At 56.3% G+C, this 20,322-nt stretch carries 16 protein-coding genes and 1 riboswitch; of the genes, 13 read left to right on the forward strand and 3 right to left on the reverse strand.

Features of this window, described 5'->3' with window-relative positions; translation table 11 throughout:
- Window positions 1-146 precede the first annotated feature (146 nt).
- The 3 genes from K0H79_RS05990 to K0H79_RS06000 all read left to right on the forward strand — a co-directional run bounded on the left by K0H79_RS05990 (window position 147) and on the right by K0H79_RS06000 (window position 3,747).
- Entirely contained in the window at window positions 147-896 is a 750-nt protein-coding gene (locus K0H79_RS05990) for an electron transfer flavoprotein subunit beta/FixA family protein (RefSeq protein WP_220077642.1), read from the forward strand.
- 1 nt (window position 897) lies between these two features.
- Window positions 898-1,821 (forward strand): electron transfer flavoprotein subunit alpha/FixB family protein, encoded by a 924-nt coding sequence (locus tag K0H79_RS05995; RefSeq protein WP_220077643.1) that lies wholly within the window; start codon window positions 898-900, stop codon window positions 1,819-1,821.
- Between the two features lie 87 nt (window positions 1,822-1,908).
- A riboswitch (Lysine riboswitch) is annotated at window positions 1,909-2,108 on the forward strand.
- A 76-nt stretch (window positions 2,109-2,184) separates the two neighbouring features.
- Window positions 2,185-3,747, forward strand: coding sequence for a Na+/H+ antiporter NhaC family protein (locus K0H79_RS06000; protein WP_220077644.1), 1,563 nt, complete (start codon window positions 2,185-2,187; stop codon window positions 3,745-3,747).
- A gap of 141 nt (window positions 3,748-3,888) precedes the next feature.
- Here K0H79_RS06000 and K0H79_RS06005 read toward each other — a convergent pair whose 3' ends face one another.
- Complete coding sequence (locus K0H79_RS06005) at window positions 3,889-6,045, reverse strand: M3 family metallopeptidase (protein ID WP_220077645.1); 2,157 nt, start codon at window positions 6,043-6,045, stop codon at window positions 3,889-3,891.
- Window positions 6,046-6,198: 153 nt separating this feature from the next.
- Between K0H79_RS06005 and K0H79_RS06010 the strand changes: the two genes are divergently transcribed.
- On the forward strand, window positions 6,199-6,777 hold the full coding sequence (locus K0H79_RS06010; RefSeq protein ID WP_220067216.1) for a thymidine kinase: 579 nt from the start codon (window positions 6,199-6,201) through the stop codon (window positions 6,775-6,777).
- Window positions 6,778-6,834: 57 nt separating this feature from the next.
- Here K0H79_RS06010 and K0H79_RS06015 read toward each other — a convergent pair whose 3' ends face one another.
- The gene (locus K0H79_RS06015; RefSeq protein WP_220077646.1) at window positions 6,835-8,202 is read right to left on the reverse strand and encodes a glutamine synthetase family protein; all 1,368 of its coding nucleotides are present in this window, start codon (window positions 8,200-8,202) and stop codon (window positions 6,835-6,837) included.
- A gap of 354 nt (window positions 8,203-8,556) precedes the next feature.
- Between K0H79_RS06015 and K0H79_RS06020 the strand changes: the two genes are divergently transcribed.
- The 4 genes from K0H79_RS06020 to bla all read left to right on the forward strand — a co-directional run bounded on the left by K0H79_RS06020 (window position 8,557) and on the right by bla (window position 13,451).
- Window positions 8,557-10,533, forward strand: a complete 1,977-nt coding sequence (locus tag K0H79_RS06020; protein WP_220077647.1) for a BCCT family transporter — start codon at window positions 8,557-8,559, stop codon at window positions 10,531-10,533.
- Window positions 10,534-10,602: 69 nt separating this feature from the next.
- Window positions 10,603-10,959, forward strand: coding sequence for a YajD family HNH nuclease (locus K0H79_RS06025; RefSeq protein ID WP_220077648.1), 357 nt, complete (start codon window positions 10,603-10,605; stop codon window positions 10,957-10,959).
- A gap of 162 nt (window positions 10,960-11,121) precedes the next feature.
- On the forward strand, window positions 11,122-12,642 hold the full coding sequence (locus K0H79_RS06030) for a peptide MFS transporter (RefSeq protein WP_220077649.1): 1,521 nt from the start codon (window positions 11,122-11,124) through the stop codon (window positions 12,640-12,642).
- Between the two features lie 92 nt (window positions 12,643-12,734).
- The gene (gene bla, locus K0H79_RS06035; protein ID WP_220077650.1) at window positions 12,735-13,451 is read left to right on the forward strand and encodes a subclass B1 metallo-beta-lactamase; all 717 of its coding nucleotides are present in this window, start codon (window positions 12,735-12,737) and stop codon (window positions 13,449-13,451) included.
- A 21-nt stretch (window positions 13,452-13,472) separates the two neighbouring features.
- Here the strand turns inward: bla and K0H79_RS06040 are convergent, their stop codons facing one another.
- Complete coding sequence (locus tag K0H79_RS06040) at window positions 13,473-13,700, reverse strand: DUF1289 domain-containing protein (RefSeq protein ID WP_220067836.1); 228 nt, start codon at window positions 13,698-13,700, stop codon at window positions 13,473-13,475.
- Window positions 13,701-13,894: 194 nt separating this feature from the next.
- Here K0H79_RS06040 and K0H79_RS06045 point away from each other — a divergent pair, with 194 nt between their 5' ends.
- The 5 genes from K0H79_RS06045 to oleD all read left to right on the forward strand — a co-directional run bounded on the left by K0H79_RS06045 (window position 13,895) and on the right by oleD (window position 20,305).
- On the forward strand, window positions 13,895-15,277 hold the full coding sequence (locus K0H79_RS06045; RefSeq protein WP_220077651.1) for a methyltransferase: 1,383 nt from the start codon (window positions 13,895-13,897) through the stop codon (window positions 15,275-15,277).
- A gap of 303 nt (window positions 15,278-15,580) precedes the next feature.
- The gene (locus K0H79_RS06050; protein ID WP_220077652.1) at window positions 15,581-16,630 is read left to right on the forward strand and encodes a 3-oxoacyl-ACP synthase III; all 1,050 of its coding nucleotides are present in this window, start codon (window positions 15,581-15,583) and stop codon (window positions 16,628-16,630) included.
- A gap of 14 nt (window positions 16,631-16,644) precedes the next feature.
- Entirely contained in the window at window positions 16,645-17,562 is a 918-nt protein-coding gene (locus K0H79_RS06055) for an alpha/beta fold hydrolase (RefSeq protein ID WP_220078104.1), read from the forward strand.
- A complete protein-coding gene (gene oleC / locus K0H79_RS06060; RefSeq protein WP_220077653.1) occupies window positions 17,559-19,253 on the forward strand; it encodes an olefin beta-lactone synthetase in 1,695 nt (564 codons plus the stop codon). The genes K0H79_RS06055 and oleC overlap by 4 nt, the downstream gene beginning before the upstream one ends.
- Window positions 19,250-20,305: a 2-alkyl-3-oxoalkanoate reductase gene (oleD, locus tag K0H79_RS06065; protein ID WP_220077654.1), complete on the forward strand. Its 1,056-nt coding sequence runs from the start codon at window positions 19,250-19,252 to the stop codon at window positions 20,303-20,305. The genes oleC and oleD overlap by 4 nt, the downstream gene beginning before the upstream one ends.
- The last annotated feature ends 17 nt before the right edge of the window (window positions 20,306-20,322 follow it).

Consider the following 20,322-nt stretch of genomic DNA (forward strand, 5'->3'; position numbering starts at 1 on the left):
GATAAACCAATCAAACTCGCAAACGCTCGTTTGAGACAGGTTGACGTTTACGTTAACAGCACTTAAAGTTGCGCTATTGTGTGATGCTCACCCATACAGTGGCGTGCATCACGTCCCCAACAAAGAAGGTGCAGGAAGGAAACCCTATGAAGATACTGGTGCCTGTAAAGCGCGTGGTGGATGCCAACGTGAAAGTGAGGGTGAAGGCCGATAACACAGACGTGGACACGGCTAACCTCAAAATGGCGATTAACCCCTTTTGTGAAATTGCCGTTGAAGAAGCAGTTCGCCTCAAAGAAGCGGGTCATGCCAGCGAAATCGTGGTGGTGAGCGTGGGCAGCAAGGCAGTGCAGGAGCAAATGCGTACTGCCATGGCCCTGGGTGCTGACCGTGGCATTCACGTCGAAGCCGACGACAACCTGCCTGCCATTTCCATTGCCAAGATTTTAAAAGCCGTACAGGACAAAGAGCAGGCACAACTGGTGCTGCTGGGTAAACAGTCCATCGACGGTGATAACAACCAAACCGGTCAGATGTTGGCCGCGCTGATGGATGCCCCTCAGGCAACATTTGCTTCCAAAGTGGTGGTAGAAGGCGGTGAGCTGCTGGTGACCCGCGAAGTGGACGGCGGCCTGCAAACCCTCAAACTGCCTATGCCAGCCATCGTGACCTCGGACCTGCGCCTCAATGAGCCTCGTTACGCCAAACTGCCCGATATCATGAAAGCCAAGCGTAAACCGCTGGATACCGTGAGCCCTGCCGATCTGGGTGTGACCCTGAAACAGCATCAAAAGCTGCTGAGTGTGGCTGCGCCTGCAACCCGTCAGGCTGGTATCAAGGTGTCTTCTGTCGAAGAGCTGGTGGAAAAACTGAAAAACGAAGCAAAGGTGATCTGATATGAGCATTCTCGTCCTTGCAGAACATGATAACGCCAGCCTGAAACTGGATACCGCCAAGGTTGTGAGTGCCGCCAAGGCCATCGGTGGTGAGGTTCATCTGCTGGTAGCAGGCCACAATTGTGGCGCTGTTGCTGACGCCGCTGCCGCCATCGACGGTGTGGCCAAAGTGTTGGTTGCCGACAATGCTGCCTATGCTGCGCATCTGGGTGAAAACCTGGCCGCGCTGATGCTGGATTTGGCTGGCAATTACAGCCACATTCTGGCTGCCGCCAGCTCCACGGGTAAAGATGCGCTGCCACGGGTTGCGGCACTGCTCGATGTGGCTCAGCTATCTGAAGTGGTAAAAGTGGTTGATGCCAATACCTTCGTGCGTCCTGTCTATGCCGGTAACGCCATGGCAACCGTAGAGAGCCTCGATGACAAGAAGGTGATGACAGTTCGCCCAAGTGCCTTCGATGCCGCCGGCAATGGTGGCAGCGCTGCTATCGAAGCCATCGACAAGGTATTCACTGCCAAGAGTGCCTTTGTATCCCAGGAGCTGACGGTTTCTGAGCGCCCTGAGCTGGGTAACGCCGGTATTATCGTTTCCGGTGGCCGCGGCATGGGCAGCGGTGAAAACTTTGCTCTGCTGGAAAAACTGGCCGACAAACTCGGCGCCGCCGTGGGTGCATCCCGCGCCGCGGTTGACGCAGGTTTTGTGCCCAACGATCTGCAGGTGGGTCAAACCGGTAAGATTGTGGCGCCTCAGCTGTACATTGCCGTGGGTATCTCAGGTGCCATCCAGCATCTGGCGGGTATGAAAGACTCCAAGGTGATTGTCGCTATCAACAAAGATCCCGAAGCGCCTATCTTCCAGGTGGCGGATTATGCCCTGGAAGCCGACCTGTTTGAGGCCGTGCCCAAGCTGATAGACTTGCTTTAATTTGTGATTTTGGTCACGATATGCGGCCTGGGGGTAGCTTCCCCCGGGCCGCTTGTGTTTTTATGTGCCGCACGCCTGCACACAGGCGTCCTGAGTAGAGGTGCGCCAAGCATCAGTAACAGTCAACAGGGTGATGCCGTTGACGGGCTGTGAAAGGGCATTGGCGCCGAAGTGGATGTGTGTATCACCGCCTTCCGCTGGGGCCGTTATCGAAAGAAACGGCACTGCCATAGTATTTTCTGTCGGGATGACAGAGGTAGTAATTACTATGGAGCGCTACTGATAGGACAGGTGTTTTTGGGTATCTTTGCCGTTTCCCACCAGTTCAGTCGCCCTCCATTCGTTTAAAGCGAAGATATTTCAATGACATTGATAAGTTATGCCGACTCGGCGCTCTCCCTGCTGCCGCCGGTTGTGGCTATTGTACTGGCGGTACTGACCCGCAAAGTACTCTTGTCCCTTGGTTTGGGTATTCTGGTCGGCGCGCTGCTGCTGAATGATTTTGCCCCCCTTGCCAGTGGCGAATTTCTGGCCCACCGGGTTACCAATCTGGTGTGGAGCGATGGCGCGCTCAATAGCTGGAACCTATATATTCTCGGCTTTTTGCTGCTTTTGGGGATGATCACCGCCCTCATTACCGTATCCGGTGCTGCCCGAGCCTTTGCCGACTGGGCCAGACAACGCATCCGCAATAAGCGCGATGCCAAGTTGCTGACCATGTTTTTGGGCTGCGTGGTCTTTATCGACGACTACTTCAACAGTCTGGTGGTGGGCTCCATTTCCCGTCCCCTGACAGACCGTTACTATATTTCCCGCGCCAAGCTGGCCTATCTGCTGGACTCCACCGCCGCGCCTGTGTGCGTGATTTCACCGGTTTCCAGCTGGGGCGCCTACATCATTGCGCTGATTGGCGGCATCCTCGCCAGCCACGGCATGGCTGATGCGGGCCATCTGTCGGTGTTTATCCAGATGATCCCCATGAACTTCTACGCCATCTTCGCGCTCTTGCTGCTGCTGTGTGTGGCCTTTATGGGGCTGGATGTGGGCCCGATGAAGACCCATGAGCAAAACGCCATGCGCGGTAATTTGTACGATGAAGCCAAGGGCACGCCACCGGGCGCCAGTGCCGAACTGCCGGAGGCTGACAGCGGCCGTATCGCGGGGCTCTTCGTGCCCATCGGCACTCTGGTATTTGCCACCCTGTTTTTTATGATCCAAAGCGGCGCTTCGGCTCTCGCTGACGAAAAGCTGCCGTTTTCGCTGATTGGCGCTTTTGAGAAAACCGATGTGGGCGGTTCGCTGTTCTTCGGTGCGCTGGTGGGCCTCGGAGTAACGCTGGTGCAGGCCATCATGCAAAAGGTTGAGAGCAAGCTGATTATCACAGCGCTCACCCAGGGCGCCCGCTCCATGGTGCCTGCCATCTATATCCTGCTGTTTGCCTGGACCATTGCCGGCATTATCGGCGAGCTGGAAACCGGTAAGTTTATGGCAAGTCTTGCCAGCGGCAATATTCCTTTTGCGCTGCTGCCAGCGGCGATGTTCATCCTCGCGGGGCTTACCGCCTTTGCCACCGGTACCAGCTGGGGCACCTTCGGCATTATGCTGCCGATTGCCGCCGACATGGCCATGGGCAGCCACACCGCCATGATGTTGCCAATGCTTGCCGCCGTGTTGGCTGGCGCTGTATTTGGTGACCACTGCTCGCCCATTTCGGATACCACGATTTTGTCGTCTACCGGCGCCAGCTGCCATCATATCGACCATGTGGTGACTCAGCTGCCCTACGCGCTGATTGTGGCTGTCATCAGTTTGGTGGGTTACACGGTGATGGGCTTTACCGAGTCGGTGTGGGCCGGATTTGGCACGACTTCAGTCCTCTTTGTGCTGGCAGTGATTGGTCTTAGAATCAAGGCCGGTAAGGGCTGAGTATCAGTGATTTGGCAAGACGTTTAACAATAAAAAAGCCGCTCAATTGAGCGGCTTTTTTTGTGGCTGAGGTTTCGCTTACCAAAGCGCGGCGCAAATCAGGCCGCTGCTTATTTCAGGTTGCTTATTTCAGGCCACGGCTTACTTCAGGCCACGGCGTTCCAGCAGACCGTCGGTGGTCGGTTCCTGACCACGGAAGTTGATGTAGGCTTCCATCGGCGGCACGCTGTTGCCCACTTCACGGATGGCCTTGCGGTACTTCATACCTATCTCACGGTTCAGGCCGCCCTGGGTTTGCACGTAGGCGTAGGCGTCGGCTGCCAGAATTTCAGACCACATGTAGGCGTAGTAACTGGCGCTGTAGCCGCCCGGGAAGGCGTGGGCGAAGTAGGTAGAGCGGTAACGTGGCGGCACGGCTTCAATGTCCACACCGTGCTTCTTGAGCGCTGCGGCTTCGAAGCTGGCAACATCTTTGAGGCTGTCACCGGCTTTCAGAGAGTGCCATTCCAGATCCACCAGGGCCGCGGCCATGTACTCCAGGGTGTCAAAGCCCTGGTTGAAGCTGCGGGACTTGAGTAGCTTGTCCAGCAATGGCTTGGGCAGTGGCTCACCGCTCTGGTAGTGACGGGCGTAGTTGGCCAGTACCTTGGGATGGGCAGCCCAGTCTTCTTCGAAGGTGGAGGGGAACTCAACGAAGTCGCGGGAAACCTTGGTGCCTGCCAGCGTTGGGTATTTCACCTTGGACAACATGCCGTGGGTGCCGTGACCCATTTCGTGGAACATGGTGGTCACTTCATCGTAGCTGACAAAGGTCGGCTCGCCGTCCGGTGCCTTCTTGATGTTCATCACGTTCACAACCACTGGCTTGTTACCCAGCAGGCCGGACTGATCCACGAAGGAGCTCTTCCAGGCGCCGCCACGCTTGCCGTCGCGGGCAAAGTAGTCGGCGTAGAAGATGGCCAGGCTGGTGCCGTCTTCATCGAACATTTCATAGGCCTTCACGTCCGGATGGTACACCGGCAGATCCGGGCGCGGCTTCATGGTCAGGCCGTACAGTTCCTTGATGGTGTAGAACACGCCATCTTCCAGTACACGGTTGAATTCGAAGTAAGGCTTGAGGCTCTCTTCATCCAGGGCGTATTTTTCCTGACGCACTTTCTCGGCGTAGAAGGCCCAGTCCCATGGCTTGAGCTCGAAATTGCCACCGGTTTTATCAATCATCGCCTGAATGTCGGCGGCTTCTTTGCGGGTGTTGGCCACGACTTTTGGCACCATGGTGCCAAAGAGCTCGTACACGGCTTCTGGGCTGCCGGCCATTTGTGGCGCCAGGCGGTAGCTGGCCCAGTTGTCAAAGCCCAGCAGGGCAGCACGCTCGGCACGAAGCTGCGCCAGACGGGCAACCAGAGAGGCTGTTTCGTTCTCGCCTTCAAGGCCACGGTTGGCTGAGGCTTCGAATACACGCTTACGCAGCTCGCGGTTTTCAAGCTGTGCCAGCACCGGCTGACGGGTAGTGTTGGTGATAGACAGTAAGAACTTGCCGTCATGGCCTGCGGCCTTGGCATCGGCGGCTGCCATACGAATAGCGCTGTCAGACAGACCGGCCAGCTCGGCTTCGCTGTCAACAACCACGGCAATTTCCTTGGTCAGACGACGCAGGCGCTGCTGGAATTCATCGGTAAGCTTGGAGTGTTCTTCGTTCAGAGCACGGATTTGGGTCTTCTGCGCTTCGGTGAGCTTGGCGCCGGCCATCACAAAGCGCTGATGGTACACCTCAATCAGGCGCACTTCTTCTTTGGTCAGCCCAAGGTCATTGCGCTGGTTGTACAGGCTCTCGATACGGGCAAACAGGGTGGGGTTCAGGTTGATGTCGTCAGAATGGGCAGACATCAGTGGTGCCATCTTGGCCTGGAGTGCTTGCAGGCTGGGGTTGGAGTCGGTGCCCGCCAGGTTATAGAACACTTTGGAGGTGCGGGTCAGCAGGGCGCCGCTTTTTTCCATGGCCACCAGGGTGTTTTCAAAGCTGGCAGGCGCTGGATTGTTGGCGATAGCGAGGATCTCAGCCTTGTGCTCGGCAATGCCCTGGAGCAGTGCCGGTTCGAAATGGCTGTCCTTGATGGCGGTAAAATCGGGCGCCTGATATTGCAATGCGCTTGGCGCGAAGAAGGGGTTGTCGGCACTGATACCTGCTACAGCGGTGGCTACATCGCCACTGTTAACGGCGCTTTGGGATGGACCAAGGGCGCAGCCGCCCAACAAGAGCGCGCCGCCTACGGCAAGGGCGATAAGGCTTTTATGCATGGTTTCTTCCTGCTTGTTGTTGTGATTGTGGTTTTTTGATGACTGGCTAGGCTAACGAGGCGGCCTTAAATAAGTCTGAATTGTTGCCGGAACTGGCACTGGGGCTGGGGCTGCGCTAAGATAGCCCGGCATTTTTATCAGGGGATCTTCGCGTTGGCTCAGCTCTATTTTTATTACTCGGCAATGAATGCCGGCAAATCCACCTCGCTGCTTCAGTCTTCCTATAACTACCGCGAGCGGGGCATGAACACCCTGGTGCTGACCGCTGCCATCGACGACAGATATGGCGTGGGCAAGGTAGCCTCACGTATTGGTATTCAGGCCGATGCCACTGCGTTTGGCAGTGAAGATAACCTGATGGATTTGATTGCCACTCACCACAGCCAGCAGCAGTTGCACTGCGTACTGGTGGACGAGAGCCAGTTTTTATCTAAAACCCAGGTGCGTCAGCTTACTGATGTGGTGGATAAGCTCGATATTCCTGTGCTCTGTTATGGCCTTCGCAGTGATTTCCGCGGCGAGCTTTTTATTGGCAGTCAGTATCTGCTGGCCTGGGCCGATAAGCTGGTGGAGCTGAAAACCATTTGTTTTTGTGGCCGCAAGGCCAATATGGTGGTGCGCCGCGATGGTGCCGGTAATCCGGTGCGCGATGGTGCTCAGGTGGCCATTGGTGGTAACGAGAGTTACGAGTCCATGTGCCGCAAGCACTTCAGCGAGCTGGTGTGGGACTGACACAGCCCCCAATAGAAAAGCGCCCGAGGGCGCTTTTTGCTTTTTAGGTAGCCATTATCAGGCGTGGGTTAAGTACCACTGCCAGTCCTGCTGGCCAACCTCTGCCATAAATTGCTGATATTCGGCGCGTTTAATTTTTCCGTAAATCCGGTGAAAATCCTCACCCAAGACGGACTTCATCCACCCGGAGCGCTCGAAATTGGTCAGCGCCGACAACCAGTCGGTGGGCAGGGTCTGGTGCTCGCCCTGATAACCATTGCCCACAATCGCCTCACCGGGGGATAACCTATGACGAATACCATGGTGGCAAGCCGCCAAAATTGCCGCAGCGGCCAGGTAAGGGTTGGCGTCTGCGCCACAGATCCTGTGCTCCACATGGCGACTTGCCGCCGGGCCGCCGGGGACCCGGAAGGACACGGTGCGATTGTTCACGCCCCAGGTCTTGGCGATGGGGGCGTAGCTTGCGCTCTGAAAACGGCGGAAGGAGTTGGCATTGGGGCAAAACAGCAGCTGTGCATCCTCCAGGGTGGCCATCATACCGGCAATGGATTGGGTCAACTCCGGTGTGCCTTCGGGGTTGTCGCTGGCAAACAGGTTATTGCCATCGGCATCGGCCAGGCTGACGTGCATGTGCATGCCGCTGCCCGCCAGCTCGCCAAAGGGTTTGGCCATAAAACAGGCCTGCATGCCGTGCTTCGCAGCCACACCCTTGACCAATCTCTTGTAGCGCACCGCTTCATCCATGGCCTGCAGCGCATCGAATCTGTGCTCAAGGGTGATTTCCACCTGACCGGGAGCGTACTCTGAAATGGCCGTGCGGGCAGGAATGCCCTGCACCTCACAGGCGTGGTAAAGGTCATCCAGGAAGGGTTGCAGTCGCTCCAGCTCCAAAATGCCATACACCTGAGTTTGGGTTGGTCTGTGACCATCGCTTTGCATTGCTGGCTGGGGTTTGCCATTGGCATCAAAGCGCTGATCAAGCAGGAAAAACTCCAACTCCGCCGCCATTACAGGATAAAAACCATCCGCTTGCAGGGATGCTATTACCCTGGACAGCACCAGGCGGGGATCGGCCACCGCTGCCGGCAATCCGGCGTCGGGATGCATAGCCAGATGCACCTGAGCGGTGGGCTGGTTGCGCCATGGCTGCATCAGCAAACCGCCTTCAATGGGAAATGCCAGACAGTCGGCGTCACCCACTTCCCAAACGAGCCCGGTATCTTCAACATCGTCACCCTGAACCGTCAGTCCCAGAATAGTGCTGGGCAGAGGACGGCCGTGACGATACATAGACAGCACTTCCTGACGGTGCAGGAGCTTGCCCCGGGGAATACCGTTGGGGTCAATGATAAACACTTCGACGTGCTGAACCTGGGGATGTTTATCTAGAAAGTCTATCGCTTCCTGTGGATTGGCAAAGAGCATAGCGGCCTCGGATTGAGCAATCGCAGCTTGGGGATACCACAGAACTCCGGCGAGCTTGGATTGATATTGAACATGTTGTTTTATTTATTTGACAGTATTTCTTGCCTTGTCAGGGAAAGTCAATGGGGGGCAGCAAGCGAAAATATCCCTGACGCGCTACCTTTTTAGATGGCGGGAAGAGCGTGACTCATATCCTGTGTTGGCGTTAAAAGCGGGTTATGGCCGCCTTTTTAGGGGCTTTTGTGGTATCCTGCGTCGCCTCTCCAGCAATTTGTGCAGGACCTGGCCCGACATTTCAGCTATTTCTATCAGTGTTACCAGGGACGACGTTCTGTCTTAGCCAAGGGAGCTACAATGGCACTCAAATACAGTATTAATCCGCCGGTTTTTTTCGGCTCTCTCTTTCTTATCACTCTGTTGGTGGCCCTTGGTGCCATCTGGCCTGAACAGGCGCAACAATGGTTTGGCGCAGTGCAGCACTGGCTTGAAGTCAAAGCCGGCTGGCTTTACGTGCTCGCGGTGGCCGTCTTTCTGGTTTTTATCGTTTTCGTGATGGTCAGCCGCTTCGGTGATATCAAGCTTGGCCCGGATCATGCCGAGCCCGACTACAGCTACAAGAGCTGGATTGCCATGCTGTTTTCGGCGGGCATGGGCATAGGGCTGATGTTTTTTGGGGTGGCAGAGCCTGTCATGCACCTGATAGCCCCCCCGGATGCTGCGCCTGAGTCTATCGAGGCCGCCAGGCAGGCGATGAAAATCACCTTCTTCCACTGGGGTATCCATGCCTGGGCCATCTATGCTGTGGTGGCCCTGAGTCTGGCGTACTTCGCCTATCGGCATAAATTGCCGCTGCTGCCAAGAAGCGCGCTTTATCCCTTGATTGGCGAACGTATTCACGGCCCTATCGGCCATGCGGTGGATGCTTTTGCGGTACTTGGCACCATGTTTGGTGTCGCTACGTCCCTGGGGTTTGGGGTGCTGCAGGTAAATGCCGGGCTTAATTTTCTCTTTGGTGACCAAATCCCGGTGAGTGCGCCCCTGCAGGTGGGGCTCATAGTGGTCATTACCCTGATAGCCACAGTGTCTGTGTTCTCCGGGCTGGATAAGGGGGTTAAGCGACTCAGCGAGCTGAATCTCTTCTTGGCGGTGCTGCTGATGCTGGTGGTGCTCCTGGTGGGGCCAACTGTGGCGCTGCTGCAGGCCTTTGTACAAAACACCGGTGCCTACTTCTCTGATATTGTTGGGAAAACATTTAACCTATACGCCTATCAGCAGAAAAACGACTGGCTGGGTGGCTGGACCCTGCTGTACTGGGGGTGGTGGATTTCCTGGTCGCCCTTTGTGGGCACCTTTATCGCCCGGGTATCCCGTGGCCGTACTATTCGTGAGTTTCTGCTGGGGGTGCTCTTTGTGCCCAGCGGCTTTACCTTCTTGTGGATGACGGTATTTGGCAATTCGGCCATAGATCAGATTTTGCATCAGGGTAACAGTGTGTTGGCCGAGGCGGTTTCCAGTGATGTATCTGTGGCGCTGTTTGTGTTCTTCCAGCAACTGCCGCTCACATCCTTGCTATCGGCGGTGGCCCTGTGTCTGGTGGTGACCTTCTTTGTGACATCTTCCGACTCCGGCAGTCTGGTGATTGATAACCTTACTTCCGGCGGTGATATGTCGGCGCCTGTGTGGCAGCGAGTGTTTTGGGCGCTGATGCAGGGGGTGGTGGCTTCTGTGCTCTTGCTGGCCGGTGGATTGCAGGCGCTGCAAACGGCAGCTATTGCCAGCGCCATGCCGTTTTTGTTGGTGATGCTGCTGATTTGCCTTGGGCTCTTCAAGGCACTTCAGGATGACTGGCTTAAGCTCTCCAGTGTGCAGTTGCACCACACCAGCGTGCAATATGCCAGTGCCAATGTTGAGTGGCGGGAGCGGCTAAAGGTGCTTGTTAATCAGCCATCGGCGAAGGATGCCCGTGCCTTTATCCGTGGCCCGGCGCGCCAGGCACTCAAGCAAGTGGCTTCGGCTTTTGTGAACGAAGGAATAGACGCCCGGGTTGTTCAGCAGGACGACAGGGTCAGGTTGCTGATTGCCAGCGACAATCATCCCGACTTTGTTTATGGTCTGCGGCTTAGGCAGTACTCCAAAGTGCCGGTCCATGGCGTTGAAGAGACGGACGAAGATTTCTACCGGGTGGAAGTGTTTTTGGAGCACGGTGGCCAACACTACGACGTGCTCGGCTACACGGTTGAACAGTTGCAGGCCGATGCGGTGACTCAATATGAAAAGTATCTGCATTACCTGCATTTGTCAGTGAGTGAAGCGGTTAATCCGGATAGCTGAAGCACACCGATTGCACCGGGCTGATTGGCGCGTTATGCTGCGCCAATCAGAAGCTGTAATCCGACTTTTATGACCCAAAGTAAACTCGATAAGGTATTGGCCGCAGAGCGCGAATACCGTGAAAAACGTGAAGGTGGCTATCGCGAAAAGGCGCTGAAGCTGTATCCCTGGGTGTGTGGCCGCTGTGCGCGTGAATTTACCCATAAAAACCTGTCGGAACTGACAGTGCATCACAGGGATCACAACCACGACAACAACCCGCCCGACGGTTCCAACTGGGAACTCCTGTGCCTTTACTGCCACGATAATGAGCACTCTCGCTTTGAAGAGCTTATTCGCTATGGCAGCACTCAGGAGGCCAAACAAGAGGCGGCAACGTACAATCCCTTCGCCGATCTTAAATCCCTGATGAAACATAAAAAGTAATAGAGTTCTTCACATAAAAAAGCGCCAACCAGGCGCTTTTTTTATCTGTGCCATTTGTCACCTTTGTTTGCCGTGCAAGTGAACAAATTCTGATTGGTTTGCCGCCATGCTCCCCCTATACTCGGGCTGGATCACAACAATAATCAAGATGGGAATTTGGCTATGACAACAGGGAAAATACAGGTCTCCAAGACCCGTTCCTTTATGACGGTGTCGCTGATTGAATTGTGGGAGCGTTTTGGCTTCTACGGTATGCAGGCACTGATTGTTTACTTTATGGTGCAGCGCCTTGGCTTTGCCGATGAGCGCGCCAATCTGGTGTGGAGCGCCTGCGCCGCACTCATTTATGTGGCGCCCGCCATCGGTGGCTGGGTAGGGGACAAGGTGCTCGGCACCAAGCGCACCATGCTGCTGGGTGCGGGGATATTGACGCTGGGTTACGCCCTGATGGCCGTGCCGACCGATAATACCTGGTTTTTGTTCTCTGCCCTCGGGGTTATCGTGGTGGGTAACGGCTTATTCAAACCCAATGCGGGTAACCTGGTACGTAAAATTTACGATGGCGACGACTCCAAAATCGACAGCGCCTTCACCATCTATTACATGGCGGTCAACGTAGGTTCGACCTTCTCCATGCTGCTCACCCCCTGGATTAAAGACTACGTCAACGCCAACTATGGCGACGGCTTTGGTTGGCACGCCGCCTTTGCCGTGTGTTTTGTGGGCCTGATTGTGGGTATTGGCAACTACATGATGATGCGCCACACCCTGGATGATTACGGCTCTGAGCCAGACTTGCTGCCGGTGGACAAAAGCAAGCTTGCGGCAGTGCTGGGAGCATCATTGCTGGCGGTGGTTGTGTCAGCGGTTATCCTCGAATTTGAAGATATCGCCCGGGTATTTGTGTACGGCGCGGGCCTGGTTGTGCTGGGCATCTTTATCCACCTTATCCGCACCAGTGAAGAGAGCGAGCGGGCAGGACTCTTGGCCGCGCTGGTACTGACGCTGCAATCCGTGTTCTTTTTTATCTTTTACCAGCAGATGTCCACTTCGCTGGCGCTCTTTGCGCTGCGAAACGTCGACTGGGACTTTGTGGTGATGGGGCAGCATTTGTGGACCTGGTCTCCGGCACAGTTTCAGGCGCTTAATCCCATCTGGATCATGGTGTTAAGCCCCATCCTTGCCTGGGCGTATGCCTGGGGCGGCAAAAACAACAAAGACCTGTCCATTGCGGCCAAGTTTGCCCTCGGGTTTGCCGTGGTGGCCGCGGGTTTCTTTATCTATAGTGTGGCCGGTGAGTTTGCTGTAAACGGCAAGACCTCCAGCTGGGTGATGATTTGGGGCTACGGCGCCTATTCTCTGGGCGAGCTGTTGGTGAGTGGACTGGGCCTTGCCATGATTGCCCGCTATGTGCCCGAGCGCATGGGCGGCTTTATGATGGGCGCCTACTTTGTGGCAACGGGTATCAGCCAATATCTGGGCGGTGTGGTGGCCAACTTTGCCAGCGTGCCCCAGGGGATTACTGACCCGCTGGAAACCCTTACCATCTACACCAGCCTGTTTAATAAGCTGGGATTTGCGGCCCTGGGTTGTACCCTGATTGCACTGGCGGTATTGCCGCTGATGCGCCGCTTAACCCAGACGCACCATAGCCATAATGGCAGTGAGCATGTCGACGCCTGATAAGACGTTTTGAGCCGACACCGCTTGTTAACCCAATGATGTTTGAATAGCGCCGCCTCGTGCGGCGCTGTTTTTCTGATAAAGGAGTGTCCATGAGAATTGCGATACGCGGGTGTGCTGCGTTGATGATAGGGGCCATTGCCAATGCCCAGGCACTGGAAATCACGCCCCTGTCAGAGCAGCTTTTCCTGCACCAGAGTGAGAATGAGGTGGAAGGCTTTGGCAAGGTCTCCGCCAATGGCCTGGTACTCGTGGAGGGCAAAGAGGCCTTTGTGGTGGATACGCCCTGGACGGATGCCGATGCTGAGGCTTTGCTTCAATGGGCAAAGGCTAAAGGCTTAACCGTAAAAGCCGTGCTCGCGACCCACTGGCACGAAGACAGGGCCGGCAGCTTTGGGGTATTTGAGAAGGCCGGTATCACCACCCTGAGCTCTGAGGCGACCCAGGCCCTTCTCAGGCAACATCAAAAGACCTTGGCGACCCAAACCTTCAGTGGCGACGAGATACGGTACTTTGGCAACAAGGCCCAGATGTTTTACCCGGGCGCCGGCCATGCGATGGATAATCTGGTGGTGTACCTGCCTCACGAAAAGCTGCTCTTTGGCGGCTGTCTGGTGCGGGAGGCGTCAACGCGGTCGATGGGATTTTATGGCGATGGGTCGCTGCAGGCCTGGCCTGAGTCCATGTCGCGGGTGATGGCGAAATTCCCTGATGTCATCACTGTGGTGCCGGGCCATGGCGCGCTGGGGGATAAGCGCCTGCTTGAGCACACCAGGGTACTGGCCGAGGCGGCGCTCAAGGCGCAATAAAGTGGGTTAATGTTACCCGGATTAATCGAGTCCCAACCGTGCTTCTGACTCCAGCCACTTGGCCCTGCTGAGTGGCTGATTATTTTCACCTTCGAGGGCTTTTTTACGGGCGGGCAGACTGGCCAGGATCTCCAGTTTGCGCTCATCACTTGATTGAGACCAACCGACGATTTCATCGATATGGCGCAGGCAGCCCATACAGTAGTCATCATCATTCAAGCCGCAGCGGGCAACGCAGGGCGACTGTATCATAGGGGTCTCCAAACTGGCAGCGGGTGTTGTGGGAGGCCAGAGTCTACCACCGCAAAGACAGGATTCCCACAGAAGCCAGGGCAGCAAAGGGCGTTGCCGAGGCCCACACTGTCAAGGACCCGGGCCTGAGGTTATAATGATGCCCTGTTTAATTGGGTCACGGCTATGGTGTGGCCCCGGATGAGTTATCCATGTCCCCAGAAGAAAGAGCGCCGAACAATACCCATGTCAGTGAGCCTGCAAAAGATACTCATGAAGCCTTCGCGCATTCCTTTGATGATGCAAAAAACGGTGTATCTCCGGCACCCCTGAATCCGGCCTTTGAGCTTCAGTTGCCCAGAGTTAGCCACACCCTGAGCGAACTTGCCGCTTTACTCATCGATGCCCGCGCACTGTGGGACATACGCACTTTTAATTGCCAAACCCTGCCGTGGGAGGCGTCTTTTCCGGCTCTGGCATCCTTTGTATTGGCGCTGGAAGATGAGGCTCTGGAGGCGCTTGATGCGAGTCAGGATAAGTTATACGAGACCCTAAGACCGGCGCTTGAAACCGACCTCAGCCAGGCGGGACTTAGCTGGAACAGCGCGTTGTTTTCATGGAAACTCACCGAGCTTAAAGGCATTGAGCAGCGTTCTGCCGCCTTACTGCCAGAGCGGCAAGTCAGCCGTTTTGCCGCAGGCATCAAGGGGCGCAAGTGGGAGCAAATCAGCCGGTTCGCCGCCGCGCTCTCGCAATCACCCACACCTTACCCCGTGCTGGAGTGGTGCGCCGGTAAGGGGCATCTTGGGAGACTCATTGGCGCGGTAAGCCACAAACCCGTGCTGAGTCTTGAGTGGCAGCAACAGCTGTGCCTTGACGGGGAAAAAGAAGCGCAAAAGCGCGGTGTCAACCAACGCTTTGTGTGTGCCGATGCCTTTTCCGAAGAGGCGGAGCTGCTACAGGGTGAGCAGCATGCGCTGGCGCTCCACGCCTGCGGTGAGCTGCATCTGGTGCTGCTAAGGCGCGCCGCAGCGGCCAAAACCCGCGCCATCAGTCTGTCACCCTGTTGTTATCATCTTATTCAAGGGGAGCAGTACGCTGGGCTCAGCGACAGCGCCAGAGCCACCGGACTGGTGCTCGACAAGCATGGCCTGCAGCTCCCCCTCAATCACTCGGTCGTCGCCAGCGCCAAAGAAAACCAGGACCGGCTGAAGGAAGTTCAGTGGCGCCTGGGGTTCGACAGCCTGCAGCGTCATCTGCGCCGGGACGACAGTTACTTACCCTTGCCCTCGGTGCGCCAAAGCCTGCTTTCCGGCAGTTTTGATGCCTTTTGTCGCTGGGCCTGTGAGCTTAAAGGCCTGGCGTTACCTGAGGATTTTTGTGGTAATGAGTGGTTGGCGCAAGGATGCCAGCGCCAGCGCCTGACCCGACGATTGGATCTGGTGGCGCACCTGTTCAGACCTGTGATTGAGCAGTATCTGCTACTCGACAGGGCTGCATTTTTGTTGGAGTCGGGCTACCGAGTCAGCCTCAGTGCGTTCTGCCCTCCGGGGGTGACGCCCCGTAATGCCCTGATTGACGCCCGTCGTGATTGAAACCGCGTCACTTACCCCTCTTTATTGGCAGCGGCATTTTTCGTTTGCCGTACCCTTTATCACCGATTGAAAGTGGGCGAAAAGCCGCGGCGTTCTCAGGCTGGTTTCAGCCAGGGCTGTTTGAATAGCGGGCCGACTGAGGCTCAAACCTTTGCTCAAGGGGTCGGATGAGCCGACTTCGAGGGCCTAAACTTGAGTATTTTGGTTGGCGACAGAGGCATTTCTCTGGATAATGGCCCTCTATTATCGGGCCTTAACGGCATTCGGCCGGGCGTGCTTTGCATCCTAGATAACAAGAACTGAATGAAATATTCCCGCGTTTTTATCAACAGCATGGCCTATGAATTGGCCCCTGTTGTGGTGTCAAGCTCAGAGCTTGAACAACGTCTTGCTCCCCTGTATCAGAAGTTTCGTATACCCATGGGACAATTGGCAGCCCTTACCGGTATTCGTGAGCGCCGCTGGTGGCCGCTGGGGCATAAACTGTCCGATGGCGCCATTGCCGCTGCCAACAAGGCACTGAATGAAACAGGCCTGAAGGCGACCGATTTGGGCGCCGTTGTGTACACAGGGGTGTGCCGCGACCAACATGAACCCGCCACCGCCTGCCGCATTGCGGCCGCACTGGGTGTGGGCCGCGACAGCGCCATCTATGACATCTCCAATGCCTGCCTGGGTGTACTGTCAGGCATTCTGGATATCGCCAACCGCATTGAGCTTGGCCAAATCCGCGCCGGGCTGGTGGTGTCCTGTGAATCGGCCCGCGACATAGTGGATGCCACCATAGAGCGGATGCTCGAAGAGCCCACCATGCAGAATTTTGCTCAGTCGCTGGCGACCCTGACCGGCGGCTCCGGCGCGGTGGCGGTATTGCTGACCGATGGCAGCTTTAATTTGGCGACGGCGCGCAACCATCAATTGCTGGGTGCCAGTCAATTGGCCGCTCCGGAACACCATGAGCTGTGCCAGTGGGGGCTTCAGGAAACAGGTCATCGCCTGTACCGTGAGTTTATGCGCACCGACGCAGTGGCGCTGCTTAAAGAAGGGGTAGAGCTTGCCAAACAAACCTGGCAGCACTTCCTCGGTCAGCGTGAGTGGCTGGCAAGCCAGGTGGACAAGGTGATTTGTCACCAGGTGGGCGCGGCCAACCGCAAGCAGGTGCTCTCGGCACTGCAAATTCCTGAAGAAAAAGAATTTCCCACCTTTGCCGAGCTTGGCAATATGGGCACAGTGTCCTTGCCGGTATCGGCGGCCATTGCCCACGACCAGGGCTTTTTACGCCCGGGGGATCAGGTCAGCTTCCTCGGCATAGGTTCGGGGCTGAACTGCATGATGTTGGGGCTTCGCTGGTAATGGATAATCATAAAATGCTGGACAGCCTGCTGCCTTTCAGTCGCCGCTTTTTCAATCACGGCGGCCACAATATTCACTTTATCGATGAGGGACCAGAGGGCGATATTGAGCCAAAAGGTACTGTCGTCATGGTGCACGGTAACCCGAGCTGGACCCTGTATTACCGCAATCTGATTGGCGCCCTCAAAGGCGAGTATCGCTGCATTGCCATGGACAACGTGGGTTGTGGCTTGTCGGATAAACCCGATGACAGCCGTTATCATTACACCCTGACAAGCCGGGTTGGCGATCTCGAAGCCTTGCTCGCGCACCTCAATGTGACCGAAAAAGTCACCCTGGTGGTGCACGACTGGGGTGGCATGATTGGCATGGGCTGGGCGACCAAATATCCAGATGCCATTGAAAGGTTGGTGATTTTAAACACGGCAGCATTTCACTTGCCTGCCAGCAAGCCCTTGCCGCTGAGGCTTAAAATCTGCCGTGATACCTGGCTTGGAACCCTGCTGGTGCGTGGCTTTAATGCCTTTGCCGGGCTTGCCTCTGTGATTGGCTGTAAGCGCAATCCTATGAGTGCAGAGATGCGTCGCGCTTACGTCGCGCCCTTTAACAGCTGGGCCAATCGTATTTCTACCCTGCGTTTTGTACAGGATATCCCCCTGAAGCCAGGCGACACCGCCTGGGATGAAGTGAGCCGAATAGAGCAGAGCCTGGCGCAATTTACCCGTGTGCCAACACTCATTTGCTGGGGACTCAAAGACTTTGTGTTCGACCGGCATTTCCTCACCGTGTGGCAAGAAAAGTTGCCTCAGGCCGAGGTGCACGCCTTCGAAGACTGTGGTCACTACATCCTTGAAGATGCCAGCGACGAAGTGATAGCCCACATTCAGCGTTTCGTGGCAGTCCCTGCGACCGCCGAGGCCCTCGCATCATGAATGCCAACCTGTGCCGCCATTTGGTTTCGGCTGCACAGGCCCAGCCCCAGGGCTTGGCTGTTGCGGTACAAAGGCACAGATTCGGCAAGCCACCGCGGGGAATTGGTGAGCTTTGCTACGACGAGCTGACCCTGAGTGAACTTAATCGCCGCAGTGACGCCATCGCCCATGGGCTGAATGCCATAGGTTTGAATGCCGGTGACAAGGCCGTGCTCATGGTGACCCCCGGGCTGGATTTTTTCGCCCTGACTTTCGCGCTGTTTAAATCCGGGATCATCCCCGTGATGGTTGACCCCGGCATGGGTATCAAAAATCTCGGTCAGTGCTTTGATGAGGCGGCGCCCGATGCCTTTATCGGTATCCCCAAGGCCCATGTGGCGCGGATGCTGTTTTCATGGGGCAAAAAGACGGTTACCCAGTTGGTCACCGTTGGCCGGGGGCTCAAACTCTGGGGCGGCAATACCCTGGCCCAGATAGAAAAACGCGGCCAGGATATGGGACCCTATCCCATGGCACTGCTCGATGAGCAGGCGCTATGCGCTATCCTGTTTACCAGTGGCAGTACTGGTATCCCCAAAGGTGTCGAGTACAGTCACCAGATGTTTGAGGCGCAAATTCAAGCGCTTAAACAGGATTATGGCATTCGTCACGGCGAGCGGGATCTGTCGACTTTCCCGCTGTTTGCCCTCTTTGGCCCTGCGCTTGGCATGGCCTCCATCGTGCCCTGTATGGATGCCAGTCGGCCTATCAAGGCAAAACCCGAGTACCTGTTCAAGGCCATCGCCGATTACCAGTGCACCAACCTGTTTTTGAATCCGGCGCTGCTGGATAAGCTTGGCCGTTACGGCGAGGCGAATGCACTGACGCTGAATGGCGTCAGGCGGGTTATCTCTGCCGGGGCACCTGCGTCCATTGATGCCATCAGCCGCTTCCGCCAGATACTGCCGCCGGATGCGCCTGTGCTGAATTCTTACGGCGCCACTGAAGGCCTGCCACTGTGCTTTGTCGCCAGTGATGAGCTCCTTGACAGCGGTGAGGTGACGGCCAAAGGTGGTGGCATCCTGGTGGGTAAACCCGTGCAGGGCGTCGCGCTTGAAATCATTGCCATCGATGAGGCGCTAATTGCCGAGTGGCAGGACGAGCTTAAACTGCAACCCTATGAAATCGGAGAGATAGTGGTGAAAGGCCCCATGGTGAGCCGCGCCTACTATCACAGAGATGAAGCCACCAGTGTGGCCAAAATTGCCGATGGCGAGGGGATGTGGCATCGCATGGGTGACCTTGGCTATCTGGATGAGCTGGGGCGTCTGTGGATGTGTGGCCGCAAGGCCCATCGGGTGGATGCCACCGAAGGCGGCGCCTTCAGGAAACGCTATTTCTCCATTCCCTGTGAGCGAATTTTCAATACCCATCCACTGGTTGCCCGCTCGGCACTGGTTGGGGTACATCGTCATGGGGATAAGATCCCGCTGGTTTGCCTGGAACTCGAGCGGTCTCAGGCCTGTAACAATGCCAGCAGCCTCTACCGTGAGCTGCGTGAAATGGCCGAGGCCCACGAGATAACCCAGGGAATAGATTTCTTCCTTATCCACGAGTCCTTCCCCATGGATGTTCGCCACAACGCCAAGATTTTCAGAGAAAAACTGGCGCTGTGGGCCGAAAAGCAACTCTCAGGTGGTCTGAACAAATGACCCAGGCTTTTTCCTTACATCCGGCGCAGCTGGATGCCGCCAAACGACTCAAAAGCCACGTCAGCCGCGTACTGGTGACAGGCGCAGGGGGCTTTTTGGGGGAGGCGCTTTGCCGGCAGTTGCTGAGTGCCGGTATTGAGGTCGTCGGCATTGCCCGCTCGGCCTATCCAGCCCTTGATGCCATGGGTGTAGAGATGCACCGTGGCGATATCACAGACCCTGAGGCCCTAGCTGCGGCCATGAAAGGCTGCGAGCTGGTGTTTCATGTGGCGTCCAAGGCAGGGGTGTGGGGCAGCCGTGAAAGTTACTATGGCCCCAATGTCACCGGAGCTGGCAATGTGCTGAAGGCGGCCCGGTATCTTGGCATCAAAGCCATTGTTTACACCAGCACCCCCAGTGTGACCTTTGATGGTAAAGATGAATCGGGTATCGATGAGTCTGCGCCCTATGCAGCGCACTTTTTGAATCATTACGGCGCATCCAAGGCCGAGGCCGAGGCCATGATGTTGAAGGCGAGCTCGCCGTCACTGGTGACGACTGCATTGAGGCCCCATCTGATTTGGGGGCCAAACGATCCCCATCTGGTACCCAGGGTGCTGGAACGTGGCCGCGCCGGTCGTCTGCGTCTCCTGGGGGCCGAAGATAAGCTGGTGGATACCATTTATGTGGATAACGCCGCCCATGCCCACGTGCTGGCGGCGCTTGCTTTGCTCGAAAAGCCCGGCGAGTGTGGCGGCAGGGCATTTTTCCTCAGCAACGGCGAGCCGGTCACCATGGCTTCAATGTTGTCGAAAATTCTCGCCTGTGCCGGTTTGCCGGGCGTGACCCGCCGGGTACCCGTGTGGCTTGCTTACGTCATGGGCGCGTTTTTGGAAGGGGTGTATGGTCTTCTTGGCAAACAGGAGGAACCCCTGATGACCCGCTTTGTGGCAAGGCAGCTGTCTTGCAGCCACTACTACGATATCAGTGCCGCGCGGGAGATTTTAGGCTACGAGCCGCTGATTTCTCTGGATGAGGGCATGGCGCGGCTCAAGGCGTCACTGAAGCAATAGATTCCAAACGGAAACCC

The sequence above is a fragment of the Shewanella sp. FJAT-52076 genome, from assembly GCF_019457455.1.
GTDB classification, from domain to species: Bacteria; Pseudomonadota; Gammaproteobacteria; order Enterobacterales; family Shewanellaceae; genus Shewanella; species Shewanella zhangzhouensis.

What these genes read in the sequence shown, in the direction of transcription:
- K0H79_RS06050 (WP_220077652.1), top strand. Translation starts at nt 15,581, where the DNA reads ATGAAATATTCCCGCGTTTTTATCAACAGCATGGCCTATGAATTGGCC.
- K0H79_RS06025 (WP_220077648.1), top strand. Translation starts at nt 10,603, where the DNA reads ATGACCCAAAGTAAACTCGATAAGGTATTGGCCGCAGAGCGCGAATAC.
- oleC (WP_220077653.1), top strand. Translation starts at nt 17,559, where the DNA reads ATGAATGCCAACCTGTGCCGCCATTTGGTTTCGGCTGCACAGGCCCAG.
- K0H79_RS06005 (WP_220077645.1), bottom strand. Translation starts at nt 6,045, where the DNA reads ATGCATAAAAGCCTTATCGCCCTTGCCGTAGGCGGCGCGCTCTTGTTG.
- K0H79_RS06015 (WP_220077646.1), bottom strand. Translation starts at nt 8,202, where the DNA reads ATGCTCTTTGCCAATCCACAGGAAGCGATAGACTTTCTAGATAAACAT.
- K0H79_RS05995 (WP_220077643.1), top strand. Translation starts at nt 898, where the DNA reads ATGAGCATTCTCGTCCTTGCAGAACATGATAACGCCAGCCTGAAACTG.
- K0H79_RS06000 (WP_220077644.1), top strand. Translation starts at nt 2,185, where the DNA reads ATGACATTGATAAGTTATGCCGACTCGGCGCTCTCCCTGCTGCCGCCG.
- K0H79_RS05990 (WP_220077642.1), top strand. Translation starts at nt 147, where the DNA reads ATGAAGATACTGGTGCCTGTAAAGCGCGTGGTGGATGCCAACGTGAAA.
- oleD (WP_220077654.1), top strand. Translation starts at nt 19,250, where the DNA reads ATGACCCAGGCTTTTTCCTTACATCCGGCGCAGCTGGATGCCGCCAAA.
- bla (WP_220077650.1), top strand. Translation starts at nt 12,735, where the DNA reads ATGAGAATTGCGATACGCGGGTGTGCTGCGTTGATGATAGGGGCCATT.
- K0H79_RS06045 (WP_220077651.1), top strand. Translation starts at nt 13,895, where the DNA reads ATGTCCCCAGAAGAAAGAGCGCCGAACAATACCCATGTCAGTGAGCCT.
- K0H79_RS06020 (WP_220077647.1), top strand. Translation starts at nt 8,557, where the DNA reads ATGGCACTCAAATACAGTATTAATCCGCCGGTTTTTTTCGGCTCTCTC.
- K0H79_RS06030 (WP_220077649.1), top strand. Translation starts at nt 11,122, where the DNA reads ATGACAACAGGGAAAATACAGGTCTCCAAGACCCGTTCCTTTATGACG.
- K0H79_RS06055 (WP_220078104.1), top strand. Translation starts at nt 16,645, where the DNA reads ATGCTGGACAGCCTGCTGCCTTTCAGTCGCCGCTTTTTCAATCACGGC.